The following is an 18,525-nucleotide window of genomic DNA, read 5'->3' as shown; positions in this document are numbered from 1 at the left end:
TGAAACTAAACGAATCATTTGTACTTTATTAGTTTACTCATTAAAAACGTATGTATGCAGTCGTTACTTTTTAATAATTTTGTGTCCTTCAAAAATAGAGCGGGATTGTTTAATAAGTTCACCTTAAACTAATTGGGGTGCTTAGTTGAATTAGGCTCATTTAATTGATCAAATTTCTTTCTAAACATCTCATACTTAGTTGGAACGATTAACTCCATTTTGATCAATCTTTTTCAAAATGGAGTGTTTTTTCATTTGTTGATAAATATGGAAATAAAATTTTTTAATCAGTCTTTATTCTAAAGCTACACTTATATGATTAATCAACAACTTTTCCACCTGTGATTTAAGAGCCTGATTTGCATAACGAAGTACTACATCATTACCTGCAGTGGCAACTTGCACGTCACTAAAGTATTCATCTACTGGCTGCCAACCTACTACTCGTATACGTTTTTGTGCAAGTTCTCTTTTGAGGTTAAAATATTCTTGTCTTAGATTCTTTAGCAATGAATCCATCATTGGGAGAAATACAGTTTTCATTTTAAACTGTTCTAATTTATGATAGTCAACCTGCAATGATTTAATTGCTAGTTCTAACAAAAGATACTTATGAAGTAATTGTCTTTCGTCGGCTTTAATCATAGTAATCAGCGTCCAGTTGAGCTGATTGAATACTTTGGATTGGAATACTTTTTGTTTTAAGTAGTGTTTCAAGTATGAGTTCATTAGTATTCATCGATTTAATTATTCCAGTCCATTGTGTGATTTTGTAGTCCTTCCACACGTCTAATTTTATGTCCAATTGCTGATTAAAAGCTTGATCAATTGTTTTTTGTAGTTCTTCCAGTTCCCACTCAGTCAATTCTCTCGGCTGTTCTGTACGTTCTTGTTGTTTATATTCTCTAAGAAGCTCTAAATGCTCCGGTAACATCATCGATGCCCATTTAATATTACCTCTGTCTTGTATCATTCATAAATCACTCCTATGCCAAATGACCACCAACTAAGCGATCTCGATTAATAGCTGTACCAGCTTTTGTGAAAGAAACGGCTCTTAATATGGAGGTAGCTCCAAACCTGTTGCGTATTGCATCCATTGTAGGGCCGATTATTTGACGCTGTGGCTTACGATCATCGAATAAATCTAATTGGATACTATGCTCTCTTTCCAGGTTGGATATTCGGACAGATAACTGCCGAGCTGGTTCACCTGCAAAATGTTTATCCAGTAATTCAAGACAAATTTTATACATCACAAGTGTTTCGCTTGTTGGTACGGCAATCGTTTTAGATCGATGGAATCCTTTGGTCATGGCATTATGACTATAAGAAAGACCCATACTAATTGTACGGCCAACATAACCTGCGTCCCGCGTTCGCTTCATTACGTCCTCACACATTTCAAGGAGCACTACCGAGATTTCTTTTCGTGTGTGATAATCCCCCATCAGCATTTGACCCTTCCCAAAACTTAAAGCTCCGTTTGTTATTAACGGCTCCCCTAATATGGATAGATCTATTCCCCATGCATGGTGATAGAGTTGATTGCCCATGACACCAAAGCGCTTTTCTAATTCTTTTAGATCAGCATTAGCCAAACCACCAACTGTTTGTATCCCCATAGCATTTAGATTGGCTTCCATTCGTTTTCCTATGCCCCACATTTCGGATAGAGGTCGTACAGGCCATAATTTCTTTGGAATATCCCCATAAGTCCATTGGGCAAAACCAGTTTTCTTTGCATCAAGGTCTAAGGCTAGTTTGGCTATTAACATATTTGGTCCCATACCTACTGCACTAGGTATATTAAATTGGTCAAGAATAGCCCTTTGTATTTCCTTAGCCGTTTCTTCAGGTGAACCCCAAAGCTTTTCAGTGCCGGTTAAATCAACAAAACTTTCGTCTACACTATACACATGTATAGCATCAACTGGGACGTAATTAGAGATCAATTTTGTAATCGTCATCGACATTTGAATAAAAAAACCCATTTTAGGCTCAAACAATCTAATATCAGGATGTTTAGGTATTTCATAACGACGACTACCAGTTTTGATACTAAATTTTTCTTTCATTAAGGGGGATGCAGCAAGCACTACGCTACCTGGTTGTTCAAAATTGGCTACTACTGCAACTGGAGTCTTTAAAACATCTAGCCCATGTAACATCGCTACGATGCTGGCGTAAAAGCATTTCATATCGATACACATAATAGGTCTGTTGGGCATACTCTCATAATTCATACAACTTCACGTCCCCTACTAACAAAAGGAATAACGGCTAGAACGTTACTGATCAAAAAAGTACGTTTGGCATGTCTGGTAAAACAAAATGCTTGAAATGAATCACCAACAATTTTAATGACTTTTACACGCCTTTTTGTTATGGAACCATCTTTTGCTACATACATCATGTTCACTAATTGTTTGCGCTGCATAGCTTTAATCAGTTGTTCTCTCATCGCAACTCCCCCCATTATTTCTCTTAATTTGAATATTTTACTATTATTGACTATTTGTCGATGCACATTACCTTTATTAACTGTTCTTTCACCTTTACTTTCCTCCTCAAAAATCAACAGAGCTGTTCTCCAATTCAGAACAAGTGTTTGTTTTCTCATTATACGCACGTACGTTCTTAATTAGAAGTGGTAATTTTAGCTAATTTAATCTTTTAACGTGGAAACTAAACATAGGCTTTTGTTTAAGCCTAAAATAACTTTATACATATGCTTATGATGAGTATTTCATTTTGATTTAGAAGGGATGTCATTATTAGCTCAACAATTGATTATACGTCACCGTCCACACAGTTCACTTTTGATGTCAATAAAAGTACGCTATTTAAAAAAGATAATCGAAATTATATAAATGTTCTTGGAGTAGAACAATTAAATACATTGGAAAATGTGTCCTTGCTTGATATTTTTCTAAGTAAAGACAATGTGATTGAACCACATTATCATCAAAATGCAGGAGAGCTTATCTATTGTATTGCTGGTGCAGCTATCGTATCTATACTGAATCCTTTTACCAAGAAACTTCAAAACTATCCTATAGAACCAGGTCAAGTGGCAAATGTACCACAGGGCTGGTGGCATTATGAGGTAGCTACTGAGGATGACACGCATTTACTAGCTATTTTTGATGCCCCAACCCCTGAGGTTATTTTAGGCTCAGATATATTAAGATTTACACCTTCTAATATTATGGCTCACACTTATTGCTTAGATGAAAATCGGTGGAAAAAAGCTATAGCACCGGTTGTACCATCAACATATATTGGACCAGCCAAAGATTGTAATCGTGTAAAATCAGCTTCTGATAAACCAAAAGATTCTCATCATCATAAACACAAGTATCAATATCCACAGTATACAAATCCGTATTCATGCCCGCACCGTAACTCATATATGTATCCATATGGCTCCTATTACTAAGCTATAAAGTAGGGGCACTAAAGGATACCAACTTTACACAATCTATCGCATAAAAATAAATAAAAAGGAAATCCTATTATATAAAAGTCGCTTTGTTTTTACTAAATGAGGTGTAGAGAATGGAATTATTTCCACTGATCCATACAAATTTTTGGGATGCTGTGATAGCCGTTCCAGCCGTTTTACTTATTACACAGCTAATTAAGGTATTTATGCATGTTCAGCCTAAATATGTTCCAGCAATTGCCCTTGCTATCGGCTTGATTATTTCTATCTTTATAAGCCATCGACATAGTCTTCTTGCAGGCGTATTTATGGGCTTTTTTTATGGGTATGCAGCAATTGGAAACTTTGCCGCATTGAAAACAACTATTAATAGCTATAAAAACAAAAAGAAAAATAACCTATAAATGTAAATAAATGATTAAAATTATAATTTAAAACACATCCTAATTTTAAAACAAATGCGATGAGGATTAGGAAGTGTAGTTATGGAATTAGTAAATAATAATTTAGAGTCATTACGTTTTAAGGAAATTTTTCAGATTTGGACACAGCTTGGCGTTAATAATAGCTATATAGCGTCTAATCATGCATTTTTTAAACATGTTGTCGATAAAAATCTGAAGGTGATTATCGTAGAATTTATTCAATGTTTAAAAGAGGAAAATAAGCAATTACAAGCTTTATTAAAGGACAACGGTGTGCTCGCTCCTTCTGCATCTATTGAATATAAAAAATTAAAAATGGGAGATATACGAGGGAAAACGGCCATCAATGATACTGAAATCAGTGCCATTCTATCGATGAATATTGCTTCCTCAGTTATTTCAGTTAGCCAATCCTTTGAAAAAGCTGTAAAAAAGAAGTACGTGTCAAAATATAGGGAGCTTCATATGAGATATGCTATATTAGGTGCTAAGCTCATACAGTTAAGTAAGAACAAAGGTTGGTTACTAGCTCCAGCGGCAAATAGATAAAACAAGCTCTCGTTTCAAAAAAACGAGAGCTTGTCATGTTGTTAAAAACTATTATGTCCACAAAAGTCAAGGCATGACCAAATCGATCCCTGCTCTGACTGAGTGCTTTTCCGAGGGCGTCCGATGAACCGCTTGGAGCAACAGATGTTTTTGTACGAAAGCGAAGCGGTAGCAGCAAAGCGATTGGCTTCGAACAAAAATCACCCTCCTTTTGAATTCCTTGATCATTTTCTTTTATCACCTATTATCTAGTTCTCACAAAAAATAGCTTGTACCACTGATTAACAAGGAATGGTAGAACAGACAGACTATAAATAAAACCTAATTGTGCCAAACTTAATGTAGCAACCTCAAAAACGCCTATAAGCATTGGCATAAATAATACGGCGTGTAAGCTTAAAAAGCCAATTAAAAATGCCACCCAAGTATATTTATTAGAAAATACACCAATGGTAAAAATGGATTCTTTTGATCTAGAGTTAAAACCATGAACTAAGCGTGATAAACATAATGTGGTAAATGCCATCGTGCTCGCAGTTAAAGTATCGCCCGTTGATAATCCAATTTCAAAGGCAATAATGGTCGAGATGGCAATTAATATCCCTTCAAGCACCACCTGCGTGGTAAATACTTTATTTAATAATGGTTGATGGATATCCCGAGGCTTGTCCTTCATTGTTTTTTTGTTATTAGGCTCTAGACCAATTGCAATAGCGGGTAAGCTATCCGTCAACAAGTTAATAAACAAGAGATGCACAGGTGCAAAGGGCACTGGTAAGCCTAAAATAGTGGCATATAACACAACAAAAATGGCACCCGCATTTCCCGATAATAAGAACAAAATAGCGTTTTTAATATTCGTATAAATACTTCTGCCATTTGCAATAGCCTTGACAATCGTTGAAAAATTATCATCGGTTAAAATCATTGAGGAGGCATCTTTAGCTACTTCTGTGCCTGCAATGCCCATCGCCACACCAATATCGGCTTGCTTTAGGGCAGGACCATCATTAACGCCATCTCCAGTCATGGCAACGACCTTCCCTGAATCTTGCCATGCTTTTACAATGCGAATTTTTTGCTCTGGTGTAACACGTGCATAAACTGAAAAATCTTTCACCTTTTCCTGTAGTTGTTGATCTGTTAAATTTGCAATTTCATGCCCCTCAATCGCCTCTGAAGGATCTTTTAAAATGCCAATTTGCGTGGCGATAGCAGTCGCCGTTATTTTATGATCCCCAGTAATCATTACTGGTTTTATACCAGCCTTTATACAATTTTCAACAGCATCTTTAGATTCTTTTCTTGGTGGGTCCATCATAGCAACAAGCCCCACAAAGATTAAATCTCGTTCAGCTCTGACATTGATAGCTTGACTATCCCTTACCTCCTTATAGGCAATGGCTAGTACCCTTAGCCCATTCATAGAGAAATCACGATTCGCTGCTTCAATTTTTTGACGATGGTGCGGTTTCATATCAAGAATTCCTGCAGAGGTTTGAATTTTTATGACTTTAGGTAAAAGAACATCTACTGCTCCTTTGGTTATCATAATCGATTGCTGATCCATCCTATTTACAGTACTCATCAGCTTTCTATCTGAATCAAAAGGAATTTCCGCTATTCTTGGATAACGTTCCCTAATAATGGCTTCATCAAAGCCATATTGCTTCCCCAATTTCACAAGAGCAATTTCAGTAGGGTCACCTATTTCCTTTCGATTTCTTTCCACCGCATCATTACATAGTACTCCCTTGATAATTAAATCTTTCTCAACTGTATTCGTTGTGTGTAGCCAATCATGTGGAATCACTTTTTGGTCCACATAGACCTCTTGAACCACCATTTTATTTTCAGTTAATGTGCCGGTTTTATCCGAACAAATAACGGATACACTTCCCAAGCTTTCAACGGCATAGAGCTTTCGTATAATAGCATTTTCCTTAGCCATTTTTTGCGTACCAAAAGCCAATACGATAGTAACAATTGAACTTAAAGCCTCTGGAATTGCTGCAACTGCAAGCGATACAGCAAACATAAACGATTCTACTAGTGCTCGTCCACGAAACAGGTCAATTATAAAGATGGCTAAACAAATTAATGTAATACCTAAAGCTAATTTTTCTCCAAATTGATCTAAACTTATTTGTAGAGGCGTCTTCTTTTCTTTCGCCGTATCTAATAGATTGGCAATTTTACCGATTTCAGTTTGCATGCCAATCGCTGTAACCATGACAATGCCACGCCCATTTGTCACAAAGCTTCCAGAGTACACCATATTTTTTTTATCAGCCACTGTGACATTGCTATTCCTGATTGGATCAATATGTTTGGCCACAGCAATGGATTCACCTGTTAAAGAGCTTTCATTGATATGCAAATTATGGCTTTCTAATAATCGTCCATCTGCATTGATATAATCACCACCCTCCAAATACAGAAGATCACCAACAACTATATCTTCCGAAGAAATCTCTATTAGCTGATTATTGCGCATAACTTTGGCAATTGGAGAGGTTAATGCTTTTAAGTTATCCAAAGATTGTTCAGCCTTGACATGTTGTACAGTGCCCAGAATTGAATTTAAAATAACAACAATCATGATAACAATTGTACTTTCTACTTCCCCTAATAAAAAAGAAACGAATGCAGCAATGATTAAAATAATCACTAATAAATCTTTAAACTGACCAAGAAAAACGGCTATAGTACTTGTCTTTTTCCCTTCCTCCAATACATTATAGCCGTAAACTTCCTGTCTCTTTTGAACGTCATAATCACTCAATCCTTGATCTGTTACATTCAATGTTTTCATAACTTCAGCTGATGACTGTTGATGATACTCTGACATTCGATTCCCCCTCCATTTGAAATGATTAGACGAGCCGTATCCTCTTAAAGCTTATTATGCTAAATTCCCTCACACTGACTAGCTACTCAGGAGAAAAGTTTATTAGTGGCTCTATCCCTTTTAATAGGTAAAATCTTTGTTTTATGGCGTTTCTCCTTAAAACTAATAAGATTTAGATTCTCATCAGTAGTTTTCTTTCAACGAATATCAAAAAATAGTATTACATTAGCCGGATCTCTATCTCCTTGAGCCCCTAAAATACTTTAACTACAACAATCTATTCCTTGTCCTATTCCAGTATGATAATAATCAATAGAGAAATTAATTATTTGTTTGATAGCTGAACGATACGCCATAACAATTTGAGCAGTAGTCAACGAATATTCGCCAAGAATATCGTATCCATACAAAAAAGGCATTTGGAATATGGCTACTCCAAATGCCTCAATCACATGCATTAATTCTCCTAAGGACATTATTTTAACTGCTTCTCTTTATTCGCCACTAGTAAATAATCAAGTGCACTCATTCTAGTGAGTTTATGGGTAAACTTTATGGCATCAGCATGAGAATCAAACATAAAGTTTTCGAGTTCGTCTGTTGGTATATATTGATTGGCGATTATTCTTTTTAGTTTGCGGACAGATAAAGTATGTGAATCCTCTTCATACAAAACAATAGCACCCACATTTCGATAAAACGTCTGATCAATGGTTGCAACTACTTTGACATTTTTAAATTCTGTTAAATCTATCTGCATATATTTACCAACCTCCCTTACACTTACATTCTATCTCTAGCTATGATTGTCCTTCTTTTCAAATGACTTTTTTGGTCATTTTCCCCAAAACCAGCTATTTAAAAATTTCTATGAATGATGCTGAGCAGATGTTATGTCTAGCTCATGCTCTTGAGAAACTGGTGCTCTTTTTAAAGAGAAAATAGCGCAGCCTAATGCACATAAAACTAAAATGGCACCAAAGCTAGATAAATGCATAACAGACCCCGTTACAGCAAACATTGCTCCTCCAACAGCAGAACCTAAAGATATTCCAATCTGTAAGGCGGCTGTATTTAAGCTTTGTTGAATATCAGATGTTTTCGGATCAATTTGTATTAAATAGTTTTGTAGCGGAGGAGTAAGTGCCCAACTAAGTGCCCCCCATAGAACCGTGACAATTAGGAACAGTGGTAAGGCAATAATTGTATAAGGAATACTAAATAATACAACCACAAATGCTGAGACAACCATGATAATCGCTTTCCCAGTACCAACCTTATCACTCAACCAGCCACCAAGTGCATTCCCACTGACAGATGCGATTCCAAAGATTAGATAACAAATACTAACCCATGAAGCATTCATATGAAATGCTTCTACTAAAAACGGTGTGAGGTATGCATAGAGCATATAATGACCTGCCAGCATAAAAAGTGTAGTTAGTTGAGCACTAAGGATTTTTAAATTAGCCAATGATTTAATTTGAGCCTTTAATGGGACTACTTCGACCACTGGCATTTTTTCAAGCAGCAACGCAATAAGAATCATAGACAGCGTTGAGAGAAGAGCAATTCCTAAGAACACAGCTCGCCAGCCAAATGCCTCTGTCACAAAAATGCCCATTGGTACACCAATGACAAGTGCGGAACTGACACCAACAAAAACAAGCCCCAATGCTTTCGCACGATGTCTTGGTTCGACAATCTTTGTTGTAATCGTTAAGGATAAGACAATCACTAACGCTGTGCTCATCGCTGTGAAAATTCTAGCAACCATCACTGTCAGGAATGTTGTACTAAAAAATGTCATGATATTCCCAATAGTGAAAATTAATAAAGAAATAAGATATAAACGCTTCCTTTCCACTTTTGCTGTTAATGATAAAAGGACAGGCGCTGAAATTGCATAGACAAGCGCAAAAATGGTAATTAATTGACCTGCCGTTGCTAAGGACACATTTAAATCCTCTGCCATTTTTGGTAATATACCACCAACAATTAACTCCACTAATCCTACTGCAAAGGTAGTAGCAGCAAGAATGTAAACTCTCCAATTCATCGTAATCACCCTTCCATTAGATATCATTTTTGTAGAGGATTCTAGGCGAACAAAAAAATCCTGACTACAAAAATGAAGCACAATTTTTGTAGTCAGGATTTTATGGTTCCTGGTAGAGACCCTCAATCCATATTATTGAGGTTATACAGATCAAATATTTACCCTAGCTATATTAGCATATTGAATTTTACATGACAACAGTTTTTTAGGATTCTACTTTACATTCACTATACAAAAATGGTTATAAATAGAATTTTATGCCATTTTATCTATACATGTAGCTAGTAACTTACAATAAAAAATGGCATTTACAGAAGAAAGATTTTAGATTTAACTTATATTTTTTCAAATTTGACCATACATAATACTAGAAAGAATATTGCGAGGTGATTGTTTGCGTATAGTAGGTTTAGTATGCTATTTCTTAGTGTTATTTTATGGCGTTGAACTAGTAATAGAAGAGCTTGCAATCGATGAACCAGCAAACATTTCCTCTAAACTAGGAAAACAGCCAATTCCCCTCAAAGAAACTGTAGAAAATTCAACGGTTTGTGTCTATTATCCCACTTATAAAGAATGTACGGCTCTATCAAATAACTAAAAAGACAAAAAAATAAATTGCAAAAGGCAGAAATATTGATTGAAAACAATATTTCTGCCCTTTCAGTTTTCCATATTTATTATTTAGGATTCTTTATTTTTTTGAACCAATATGGAATTGATTAAACGGATAGAGTGTGACCTTAGCTTCACCATAAATGGCATCTTTAGAAATTAAACCATAATGACGGCTATCGTAACTTTTTAGGCGATTGTCACCAAGAACAAAATACATTCCCTCAGGCACCTTTTTTTCATTGACCAGTTGCTCTAAGGAGAAATTTTCTGTAATGCGTAATTGATTCGGATCATCCGTTTGACGATTTACATAATCCTCTTTATAGGCCTTACCATTAACATAGAGAACATCATCCTTCATTTCAACTGTGTCACCAGGCAAACCAATTACCCGTTTGATATATAACTCGTCCTCTGTTGGTGATTGAAAAACAATTTGATCAAAGCGTTCAATTTTACTCGTTTTACTAACAATAATGATATCCTTATCATGATAAGTGGGATACATTGAAGCACCCTGCACTTTAATCGGTGCGAATAAAAATTGCTTACAGCCTAATACAACAATAGCTGTAATCACAATAATTTTAAGATAGGATAGGATTTCTTTTTTTAAATTTGTTTTTTCCTCTTGCATACTCATTCCCCGATACTGTTTTCTTATAGTATAACATTTTCTAAAGTGTATTGACGAATGATTCACATAAATTGTTTCATAGCCACAAAAAATAGACAAAGCCTTTTTTACTTTGCCTAGATTCATTCATAGTTGTTTTAATTATCAATGGTTACTTTGCGTAGCAGAGTGGTGTTGTTCATTGAATAAGTCTACTGCTAAAAAAATACCAACAGGTAATGCAACTGCTAATAAAATTGTGCCTATGATCATCACAATCACTCCCTTAACCATTTCTAAATAAAAGTATACACTAAATTTTCTGATATTTCAAATCATTTCGCCTTGCGTAATTGTAGCTGCCGCTTTGCTTTCGCTACAGATAAATTACCACAGGACGTGGCGTTCTTAGACTGAGTTCCACTATTTCAGTAGGTATTTGGACACCCACCGAAAAGGAACCAAAACTGCATTCATCCCACTATCTGTAAAGATGGAGTCTTCTGCTGAACGAAGATAAAAAAGAAAAAAATCATTCAACTAGGCATGCACCCTACCTGAATGATTTTTTATGTTTACATAAAGATTTTTAAGCACAATAGTTGTAACTGCTGTATAGAAGATCTGATTGGATGTTTTTGAGCCTTACGTTTAGGTACATAGCTTTGCATGCAATTATTAAGAGCTGTATACCTAAGCACCTGGGTCCTCCCATTCATTCATCTCCCTCCCTTTCACGATCATAAATTTTTACAGCTACCATTACTCAAAAAATAACCTATCAACCTCCTTCCTGTTTATTTTAAATGCCCTTTTAACTCTGCTTGAATTTTTTGAAGCTCCGCATCATTTGGGATATAATACCATATATGATTAATTTTTGTGCCATCTCCCTCTTCAAATGACAGCTGATCAATATTGCGATCCATTTTTTTATAAATACTTTGTAATTGAATTAAATCTTTCATGGTGAAATTCATACGTACATTATCACCGACAACTTCCAGCATATCTGTAGCCTTTAGTATAGATGATGTAGAAGAAGCCTTTTTCATAACTGCCTCAATAATTTGCCGTTGACGAATTTGTCGACCAAAATCACCACGAGGATCTTCATATCGAATGCGAGAAAAAATGAGTGCCTCATCACCTGTTAAAGTGACATCTCCCTTTGGAAAATGATAGGAATTATAGGTTAAATCCATGTCATTTTCGATGGTAACGCCACCAATCGTATCAATGATTTGAAGGAAGCCCTCCATATTAATAAACACATAATAATCAATTGGAATATCTAAAAAATGCTCTACCGTATCGACTGCCATGGGAACTCCCCCAAATGCATAGGCATGATTAATTTTGTCAACAGAATCATGACCTATAATCTCCGTCCGTGTATCTCGTGGTATACTAAGCATTTTCATCGTTTGTTTTTCAGGATTAACCGTTACAACAATCATTGTATCTGAACGTCCACTATCATCTTTACGCTCATCCACTCCAAGCAGTAATACAGAGAATGGTTCCTTTTTTGTTACTGTTTTTTGCTCTATCCCATCATTGCCTGTTGCTTCAATTAAGGGTGTATTTATTTTATTCATCGTTTTCTGAATGGCGTAATAAGCAGTACCTAAAAAAATTAAAAAAATTGCTGCTAGGCTGCCTAATATCCAAAGCCATATTTTCTTCTTGCTCTTTTTCTCTTTAGAGCGCTTCATATTTTTTTCCATACATAAGTCCTTTCTTGCTAAAAAAATTTACCCCTCTTTTTGACGTCTTAAGTTGGAAAAAAGTTAATATAGTCTATTTATATGCATATTGGACGAAAAAAAGACGTACACTAGTATTTGCTAATTATACGCCAATCTACCCCTTAATTGGTAGTTATCTACCCAATCTTTTAAAGAGTTAAATACCTACTGCCTGATTTAAAAAGCTATGTAAACCATATCACCATCTAAGAAATAGTACCTAGTTGAGAAATAATTTTCTGATTAATTGAAAATTCATTATTGTTGATATATACTATTTTTAAATTTAATAGAAACGTTGTCTCTATAAAAGAAACAACATTGGGTGATTTTACTAACATTTAGGAGGTATTTTCAATGTATACAAAAAGAAGAGAAAAATTAGTCTCCCTTATGAAGAAAAGCTCTATCGACATGGCTATATTGGTTCCAGGACCCAATATGTACTATTTTACAGGCCTACATTTAAAACAAAGTGAACGCATAGCTTTAGCAATTATCACGAAAGACGAAAAACTATATTTTTTAATGCCGCAAGTAGAGTTAAATAAAATGGATGCCCAAAACAGTAATGCTACTTTCTCTTATTCAGATGAAGAAGGACCTTTTCATGCACTTACGCAATTAAAGCAACAAATAGGCTTATTGGGTATTGTGGGGGTAGAGTTCGATTCCATGCACGTGAAAGAGCAAAGAACAATTGAAGGACTTACATATGAGCATTTATATGATATAGGAGAAGTGATTCGAGAACTTCGTATAAATAAAGATAGCAACGAAATTCAATTAATGAGACAAGCTGTGAACATTGTAGAGGAAAGTCTCAAAGCAACATTACCAATGATTAAAGCTGGGATTTCAGAAATGGAGGTGGCTGCGCAATTAGAGTATGAAATGAGACGTCGCGGATCTGAAGGAACACCATTTGGGACAATTGTTGCCTCTGGCTATAGAGGTGCACTTCCACATGGTAGAGCCTCTACGAAAACAATTGAAGCTGGTGAATTAATTGTTTTAGATTTTGGCTCGATTTATAAAGGCTATGTGGCAGATATAACAAGAACAGTGGCAGTAGGAGAAATTTCACCAACGTTAGAAAAAATCTATAGTATCGTTAAGCAAGCCAATGAAGCTGCCATAGAGACTATTAAACCCGGAAAAACGGCTCATGAAATTGATGATACTGCAAGAGCTATTATTCAAAATGCTGGCTATGGAAAGTTTTTTACACATCGACTAGGTCATGGAGTCGGACTAAGTGTTCATGAGGAACCTTATTTAATGCAGCATAATAATGTCGTTTTAAAAACTGGCATGGCTTTTACCATTGAACCCGGGATATACGTAAAGGATGTGGGCGGTGTCCGTATCGAGGATAACTTAATTGTCACAGAAGATGGCTATGAAAATTTAATGACGTTTTCCAAAGAATTAATTAATTTATAAGGCTGGGATAGACATGACAATTGATATAAAAAAGATTCAAAAGGATATGCCACTGCTGGACAAATATATCTATCTTAATACAGCTGCTGCTTCTTCAATGCCGCAGCCAGTAGTAGATGCCATGACAAGCTATATACAGAAACAAGCTAGCATTGGTCCCTATTTGCCCTCATTTCGTCAGGAAACTTATGAAAATATTGATATCGTTCGTGAAAAATCAGCAGTATTTATTGGCGCAAAAAAAGAAGAAATTGCCTTTGTCCCAAACGGTTCCATGGCTATTAATTTTGTTTCAGGTGGTCTGCAATGGGAAAAAGGCGATGAAGTCATTGTTTTGGATACAGAGATGCTAAGTAACTATGTGCCTTGGCTTGCACTTAAGCAACAAGGAGTTCATTTCAAGGTTTTTAAAACAAACTTAAACTATATGGTGGATCTAGAAAAACTAGAAAAATTCATAACACCTAAAACAAAAATGATTGCATTTGCACATATGTCTAATGCTTCAGGTGCTCTTCAGCCGGCAAAGGAAATATGTCAGCTAGCCAAGAAAAAGAATATTTTAACATTAATCAATGCTAACCAAACAGTGGGCTTGATTCCTATCGATGTCAAAGATCTTGACTGTGATTTTTTACTTACCAGTGGACGAAAGTGGCTGCGAGGTCCAGAAGGCTCAGGTATTCTTTATGTTCGTGAAGAGCTTATCCAAGCACTAACACCGATTATGATTGGTTGGGGAAGCACCAATTGGGACTATCGCAACGATGACTATTCTTTTGTAGCAACAGCCAAACGCTTTGAACCTGGATGCCCCGTTATCCCAAGTATTTTAGGACTGGGTGCAGCTATCGATTATGCTAATGATATTGGGATTCATGCCATTCATCAGCAAGTAAGGCGACTAACTACTTATTTGCTAGAGCAGCTTCAATCTATAGAAGGTATGATCATATATGGGCCCCAGCAAGTAGCAAACCGTTTATCAATTACCCCTTTTAATATTGAAGGTATTTCACCAGATGATGTGACCAATTATTTAGCACAGCATGGCGTTATTATTGAGGCAGGCACCTTTATGGCAAATACAATTATGGAACGTAACAACATCAATAAGATGGCTCGTTTCTCGCCACATTATTTTAATACGTTCAAGGAAATTGATGATACCATTTCATGGATAAAAGAATTACGATAAATAACAAAAACAAGGGCTCAGCATAGAGAAAACATCTGAGCCTTTTGTGGATTACTCATGATATAATTTAAAGCTAAATTGATCGAAATATCGTTGGATACTCATTGCTGCATATTGGAGCACTTTGACCATATCAGGTAGCTTTTCCTCTACTGGTTTACGATAATTAGGGCCAGCAATGGTTAATGAAGCAATAATCTCACCTTTATTATTAAACAGTGGTACGCCGAGACCAAATACTGAATGAGCATACTCTCCTGTAGTAAAGCACCAGCCCTGTGTTCGAATCTTTTCTAAATCAATTAACAGTTCCTCAGGGTCTGTAATTGTCTCAGTTGTTAACTTTTTCATGCCACTATTCATAATGTCCATCTGCTTCTCTTCTGGAAGGTAAGCCATAATGGTCTTACAAGAAGCACCTATGTATAACGGTGTACGAGTCCCCATTGAAACAGAGAACTTAATTGTTTGCGAGCTTTCTGCCATTTCAACCGTAACACCATCTGCTCCGTCAAGCCATGTTAAAAAAACGGATTCTTTTATTTCCTCAGAAAGTTTTTTCATGATTGGTAAAACAAAATCAGAAAGATTCAATTTTTCTTTTACCATTTGCCCGTATTCTAAAAAACGTAGTCCTAATTCATATTTTTTGGTCTCAGGGTTCTGGTTTAAAAAGCCATGATTTTCAAAGGTAGCTAAAATCCTGTAAATGATAGAATGGCTTATATTCATTTCTTTTGCTAATTCACGCACTCCCCATGTTGGATTCTCTTTGCTAAAATATTTTAACACTTCTAATGAATTATCTAATGTTTTTAATGCCATTTTTCACCTCGAATGTCTCTATATTAGAACCACAATTTAATTATAAAATGTATCTACATAATTTTCAATCCTGCGAGCTAAATTATGTATATATTTTACAATAAAGAAAGCCACCTCATAATGAAGCGACTCCTCTATCTATATATTTTTGTCTTGTATTCCTTGCACTAATTTTTCTTGAATCAGTAAATATTGTGCAATCTCTTCCTCATTCAATACTTCAAAAAGCTGTATAAAAACTTCTTGTCCAATGGATTGGGCTTTTAATAACGCTTTTTCACCTTCTGTTGTAATTTGTAAGCGAATTGTACGACGATCTGATGGATCATATAGTCGTTCTGCCAAACCGAGCTTGACTAATTTTTCAGCAATATTCGTCATTGCTCCTTTTGTATAGCCAATCGTTTCTGCTAATTCTGCTTGTTTCTGAGGTCCTTTTGTCTGAAGCTCATTTAAAACTAGAATTGGTGAAATCCCTAATGGATAGGGAAATGATTTTGTAAAACGAATAATATTAGCATTGTTCATTTGCTCAATCATATGGATGAGTTTAAAAATATTTGTTTGTTTCAAAAAAATCCTCCTCAAAGCCCCGAGCAATTAGTGAAGCATTACTACCCCACGCTCCATAATGGTTTGATCAGTGATCTATTGCGCATTATCTGAAGCTAGGAAAACAGCTACACGACCAATATCTTATTCAACATCACCGAAGCAACCTAGCGAGATTTTACTTCTAACAGCTCCATAATACTTGGGTTGTGCTTTTGCCTATGCTTGTAAACCTGGTGAATGACAGTGGACTAATACTATTTACATTCATATCAAAATGTCCCCATTCATTTGCTGCAACGCAAGACAGACCCCTGATTGCCTCTTTCGCAGCCGTATAAGCCGACTGTGTTTCATATTCTTGTAGGCCAGCACCAGATACAAAGTTAATAACTTTTCCTTTTGCATCTTTTAAACAGGGTCATGCTGTTTTGCATTAAATAAAAAATCCTATCCCAAATGATAAATCAAGGCCTGTGTCGTATCTTCTATTGTAACTTGTATTGCGCATGGCGTTATTAACTAGCACATCTAGTTTACCGTATTTTTCTATAACTGTATCGATAATTTTTGGCAATTGATCACAGTCCAATCATTTTTGCCTTGGCATAATTGCATCCGGAATCGGCTTTGTGATTACACAAAGAACTCCTTATCGCGAAGCTTTATAATTCATTTGCAATCTGCTTGACAATGTCATCGATGGTTGGGATAGCTGACGTTTTATTGGCCTGTGTTAAAATACTAAAAATGTACCACTTACCACTTTTTCCTTTGACATAGCCACTTAAGGCATGAGCACCAGAAATATACCCAGTTTTAGCAGATACACTATATCCCTGCAAGCGATTTTCTAATGTCGCCCCAACAAGCTTGCCTTTTCTTCCTGCCTGAGGCAATGCATCTAAGTAGGAGTAATACCAAGACTTACTTCGAATTTTATACAACAGTAGACTTTCTTGCATACTGCTTACACGATTTTGATGATTTAGACCTGAACCATCTTCAAAATACCACTGCTCCATATTTAGCCCATTATCATTACCATATGTACGAATTGCTTGAATGCCTGCTGACCAGCTTCCTTCTCCAAGTAGTTCTCGTCCAAGTTGCTTTGTGAGCATTTCCCCCATACCATTAATACTTAGTTTTAAAAATCGAAAATTAATATCCTTTAATGGCTTCGAATAGGAAATTCCTACTCTCATTGCATTGTCGGGTACCTCGCCAACCTCCAGAGGCATTGTTTGGATTCCCCTTGCTAGTAATTTTTCCCGAAATACATCAAGTGTATACAAAGTTGGATCATAAACAGTCACATATGTACTTTTCTCTGTACCAGCTGGTAAATTTCCTTTAACAACAATACGGTCTGTACCATATTCTCGTGTAATGGTTATGGTATTTTTTTCACCCTTTTTAACAATTCTAGTCTTATTTACAATTGGAATTGTACTAGCAAATGGGGCAAGCTGAACATTTGCCATAGTCCCAATCTTTGAGCCAGTCACTTTTACTTGCACAGTAGCAATATCATATTGATCATTTGGTGAAATCGTTAATGCTGAAATACGTGATGCATAGGATAGTGCTTCATCCTGAGGAACAATGCCTTTTGCTAAACGATCTTTATCAAACCATGTATCATCGGCAATTAAGGAGCCTGTGATTTTTGAAATCCCTATTTTTTTTAGTCCGTTAGCAAATGATTCTAAATGGACTGGTAAAAGCGTTGGATCTCCTCCGCCCTGTAAATAAATATTGCCATGAAGAACACCCTCTTCGATTGGTCCATCTACATAGACCTTTGTCTCAAAACGATAATCTGATCCAAGCAAATCCAATGCAGCAGCACTCACTAAAAGCTTATGTGTTGAAGCAGGACGTATCATTTTATCACCGTTTTTGTTGTAAAGGATATTACCTGTCTCCATATCTCGTACGGTAATACTGTACTCATTATTCTTCCAATTTTTTGAGATAATACTATTCACTTTTGTTGTCATTGTTTGTTCACTTGCTTCCACATTGTCCATAGAAGTGATTGGAAAGCAGCACAACAGAAAGATCATTGTACAAATTATAAATTTCTTTTTCATAGTTCCTCCAATTGGTAATTTTCAACTTTTATCACTTTATTCTACGGAAAAAATTAGCCTTTTACAATGAAACACCTTTATTATTTAA

The 18,525-nt window shown here is 35.8% G+C and carries 21 protein-coding genes and 1 riboswitch; of the genes, 6 read left to right on the top strand and 15 right to left on the bottom strand.

The features are described from left to right. Positions 1–294 precede the first annotated feature (294 nt). The 4 genes from AC2CGN_RS17785 to AC2CGN_RS17770 are packed head-to-tail and all read right to left on the bottom strand — an operon-like array spanning position 295 to position 2,623. Positions 295–645 carry a YhjD family protein gene (locus AC2CGN_RS17785; RefSeq protein ID WP_286925166.1) on the bottom strand — a complete coding sequence of 117 codons (351 nt, stop codon included), beginning with the start codon at positions 643–645 and terminating at the stop codon, positions 295–297. Next, on the bottom strand, positions 638–973 hold the full coding sequence (locus AC2CGN_RS17780) for a YolD-like family protein (RefSeq protein WP_286925167.1): 336 nt from the start codon (positions 971–973) through the stop codon (positions 638–640). The genes AC2CGN_RS17785 and AC2CGN_RS17780 overlap by 8 nt, the downstream gene beginning before the upstream one ends. Before the next feature lie 13 nt (positions 974–986). Further along, positions 987–2,246, bottom strand: coding sequence for a Y-family DNA polymerase (locus tag AC2CGN_RS17775; protein WP_484515287.1), 1,260 nt, complete (start codon positions 2,244–2,246; stop codon positions 987–989). Beyond that, positions 2,243–2,623, bottom strand: a complete 381-nt coding sequence (locus tag AC2CGN_RS17770; protein WP_484515285.1) for a hypothetical protein — start codon at positions 2,621–2,623, stop codon at positions 2,243–2,245. Before AC2CGN_RS17770 ends, AC2CGN_RS17775 begins: the two co-directional genes overlap by 4 nt. A gap of 153 nt (positions 2,624–2,776) precedes the next feature. Here AC2CGN_RS17770 and AC2CGN_RS17765 point away from each other — a divergent pair, with 153 nt between their 5' ends. The 3 genes from AC2CGN_RS17765 to AC2CGN_RS17755 all read left to right on the top strand — a co-directional run bounded on the left by AC2CGN_RS17765 (position 2,777) and on the right by AC2CGN_RS17755 (position 4,422). Beyond that, entirely contained in the window at positions 2,777–3,442 is a 666-nt protein-coding gene (locus AC2CGN_RS17765) for a cupin domain-containing protein (protein WP_429988990.1), read from the top strand. A 119-nt stretch (positions 3,443–3,561) separates the two neighbouring features. Beyond that, positions 3,562–3,852 (top strand): hypothetical protein, encoded by a 291-nt coding sequence (locus tag AC2CGN_RS17760; RefSeq protein WP_286925171.1) that lies wholly within the window; start codon positions 3,562–3,564, stop codon positions 3,850–3,852. An 81-nt stretch (positions 3,853–3,933) separates the two neighbouring features. Beyond that, positions 3,934–4,422, top strand: a complete 489-nt coding sequence (locus AC2CGN_RS17755; protein WP_484515283.1) for a DUF3231 family protein — start codon at positions 3,934–3,936, stop codon at positions 4,420–4,422. A gap of 244 nt (positions 4,423–4,666) precedes the next feature. Here AC2CGN_RS17755 and AC2CGN_RS17750 read toward each other — a convergent pair whose 3' ends face one another. The 4 genes from AC2CGN_RS17750 to AC2CGN_RS17735 all read right to left on the bottom strand — a co-directional run bounded on the left by AC2CGN_RS17750 (position 4,667) and on the right by AC2CGN_RS17735 (position 9,332). Then, on the bottom strand, positions 4,667–7,273 hold the full coding sequence (locus tag AC2CGN_RS17750; RefSeq protein WP_484515281.1) for a cation-translocating P-type ATPase: 2,607 nt from the start codon (positions 7,271–7,273) through the stop codon (positions 4,667–4,669). 263 nt (positions 7,274–7,536) lie between these two features. Beyond that, the gene (locus AC2CGN_RS17745) at positions 7,537–7,731 is read right to left on the bottom strand and encodes a hypothetical protein (protein ID WP_286925174.1); all 195 of its coding nucleotides are present in this window, start codon (positions 7,729–7,731) and stop codon (positions 7,537–7,539) included. 17 nt (positions 7,732–7,748) lie between these two features. Next, entirely contained in the window at positions 7,749–8,033 is a 285-nt protein-coding gene (locus AC2CGN_RS17740; protein WP_484515279.1) for a hypothetical protein, read from the bottom strand. Positions 8,034–8,141: 108 nt separating this feature from the next. Then, on the bottom strand, positions 8,142–9,332 hold the full coding sequence (locus tag AC2CGN_RS17735; RefSeq protein WP_484515277.1) for an MFS transporter: 1,191 nt from the start codon (positions 9,330–9,332) through the stop codon (positions 8,142–8,144). A 69-nt stretch (positions 9,333–9,401) separates the two neighbouring features. Continuing rightward, positions 9,402–9,501, bottom strand: a riboswitch (purine riboswitch). A gap of 225 nt (positions 9,502–9,726) precedes the next feature. On the opposite strand from AC2CGN_RS17735, the gene AC2CGN_RS17730 reads away from it, so the two are divergent. Beyond that, on the top strand, positions 9,727–9,933 hold the full coding sequence (locus AC2CGN_RS17730; protein ID WP_286925177.1) for a hypothetical protein: 207 nt from the start codon (positions 9,727–9,729) through the stop codon (positions 9,931–9,933). 93 nt (positions 9,934–10,026) lie between these two features. Here AC2CGN_RS17730 and lepB read toward each other — a convergent pair whose 3' ends face one another. From lepB to AC2CGN_RS17715, 3 genes are all read right to left on the bottom strand, one after another. Continuing rightward, positions 10,027–10,587 (bottom strand): signal peptidase I, encoded by a 561-nt coding sequence (lepB, locus tag AC2CGN_RS17725; protein WP_283868288.1) that lies wholly within the window; start codon positions 10,585–10,587, stop codon positions 10,027–10,029. 144 nt (positions 10,588–10,731) lie between these two features. Then, a complete protein-coding gene (locus tag AC2CGN_RS17720; protein ID WP_283868289.1) occupies positions 10,732–10,839 on the bottom strand; it encodes a transcriptional regulator in 108 nt (35 codons plus the stop codon). 524 nt (positions 10,840–11,363) lie between these two features. After that, the gene (locus tag AC2CGN_RS17715; protein WP_286925178.1) at positions 11,364–12,296 is read right to left on the bottom strand and encodes an LCP family glycopolymer transferase; all 933 of its coding nucleotides are present in this window, start codon (positions 12,294–12,296) and stop codon (positions 11,364–11,366) included. Positions 12,297–12,674: 378 nt separating this feature from the next. Here AC2CGN_RS17715 and AC2CGN_RS17710 point away from each other — a divergent pair, with 378 nt between their 5' ends. Together AC2CGN_RS17710 and AC2CGN_RS17705 are read left to right on the top strand one after the other, a co-directional pair. Then, positions 12,675–13,763: a M24 family metallopeptidase gene (locus AC2CGN_RS17710; protein ID WP_484515274.1), complete on the top strand. Its 1,089-nt coding sequence runs from the start codon at positions 12,675–12,677 to the stop codon at positions 13,761–13,763. A 13-nt stretch (positions 13,764–13,776) separates the two neighbouring features. After that, positions 13,777–14,961, top strand: coding sequence for an aminotransferase class V-fold PLP-dependent enzyme (locus AC2CGN_RS17705; protein ID WP_484515272.1), 1,185 nt, complete (start codon positions 13,777–13,779; stop codon positions 14,959–14,961). A 51-nt stretch (positions 14,962–15,012) separates the two neighbouring features. On the opposite strand, the gene AC2CGN_RS17700 is transcribed toward AC2CGN_RS17705, so the two are convergent. From AC2CGN_RS17700 to dacB, 4 genes are all read right to left on the bottom strand, one after another. Further along, positions 15,013–15,786: an IclR family transcriptional regulator gene (locus tag AC2CGN_RS17700; RefSeq protein ID WP_484515270.1), complete on the bottom strand. Its 774-nt coding sequence runs from the start codon at positions 15,784–15,786 to the stop codon at positions 15,013–15,015. A 138-nt stretch (positions 15,787–15,924) separates the two neighbouring features. Further along, positions 15,925–16,359, bottom strand: coding sequence for a MarR family winged helix-turn-helix transcriptional regulator (locus AC2CGN_RS17695; RefSeq protein ID WP_286925182.1), 435 nt, complete (start codon positions 16,357–16,359; stop codon positions 15,925–15,927). A 163-nt stretch (positions 16,360–16,522) separates the two neighbouring features. Then, on the bottom strand, positions 16,523–16,729 hold the full coding sequence (locus AC2CGN_RS17690) for an SDR family NAD(P)-dependent oxidoreductase (RefSeq protein ID WP_484515375.1): 207 nt from the start codon (positions 16,727–16,729) through the stop codon (positions 16,523–16,525). 274 nt (positions 16,730–17,003) lie between these two features. Beyond that, positions 17,004–18,437 carry a D-alanyl-D-alanine carboxypeptidase/D-alanyl-D-alanine endopeptidase gene (gene dacB, locus AC2CGN_RS17685; RefSeq protein ID WP_484515268.1) on the bottom strand — a complete coding sequence of 478 codons (1,434 nt, stop codon included), beginning with the start codon at positions 18,435–18,437 and terminating at the stop codon, positions 17,004–17,006. Positions 18,438–18,525 lie beyond the last annotated feature (88 nt).

It is taken from the genome of Lysinibacillus sp. DFXJR4 (assembly GCF_057196045.1).
The sequence above is the reverse complement of the archived record's forward strand: the minus strand, read 5'-3'. Positions and strand labels throughout refer to the sequence as shown.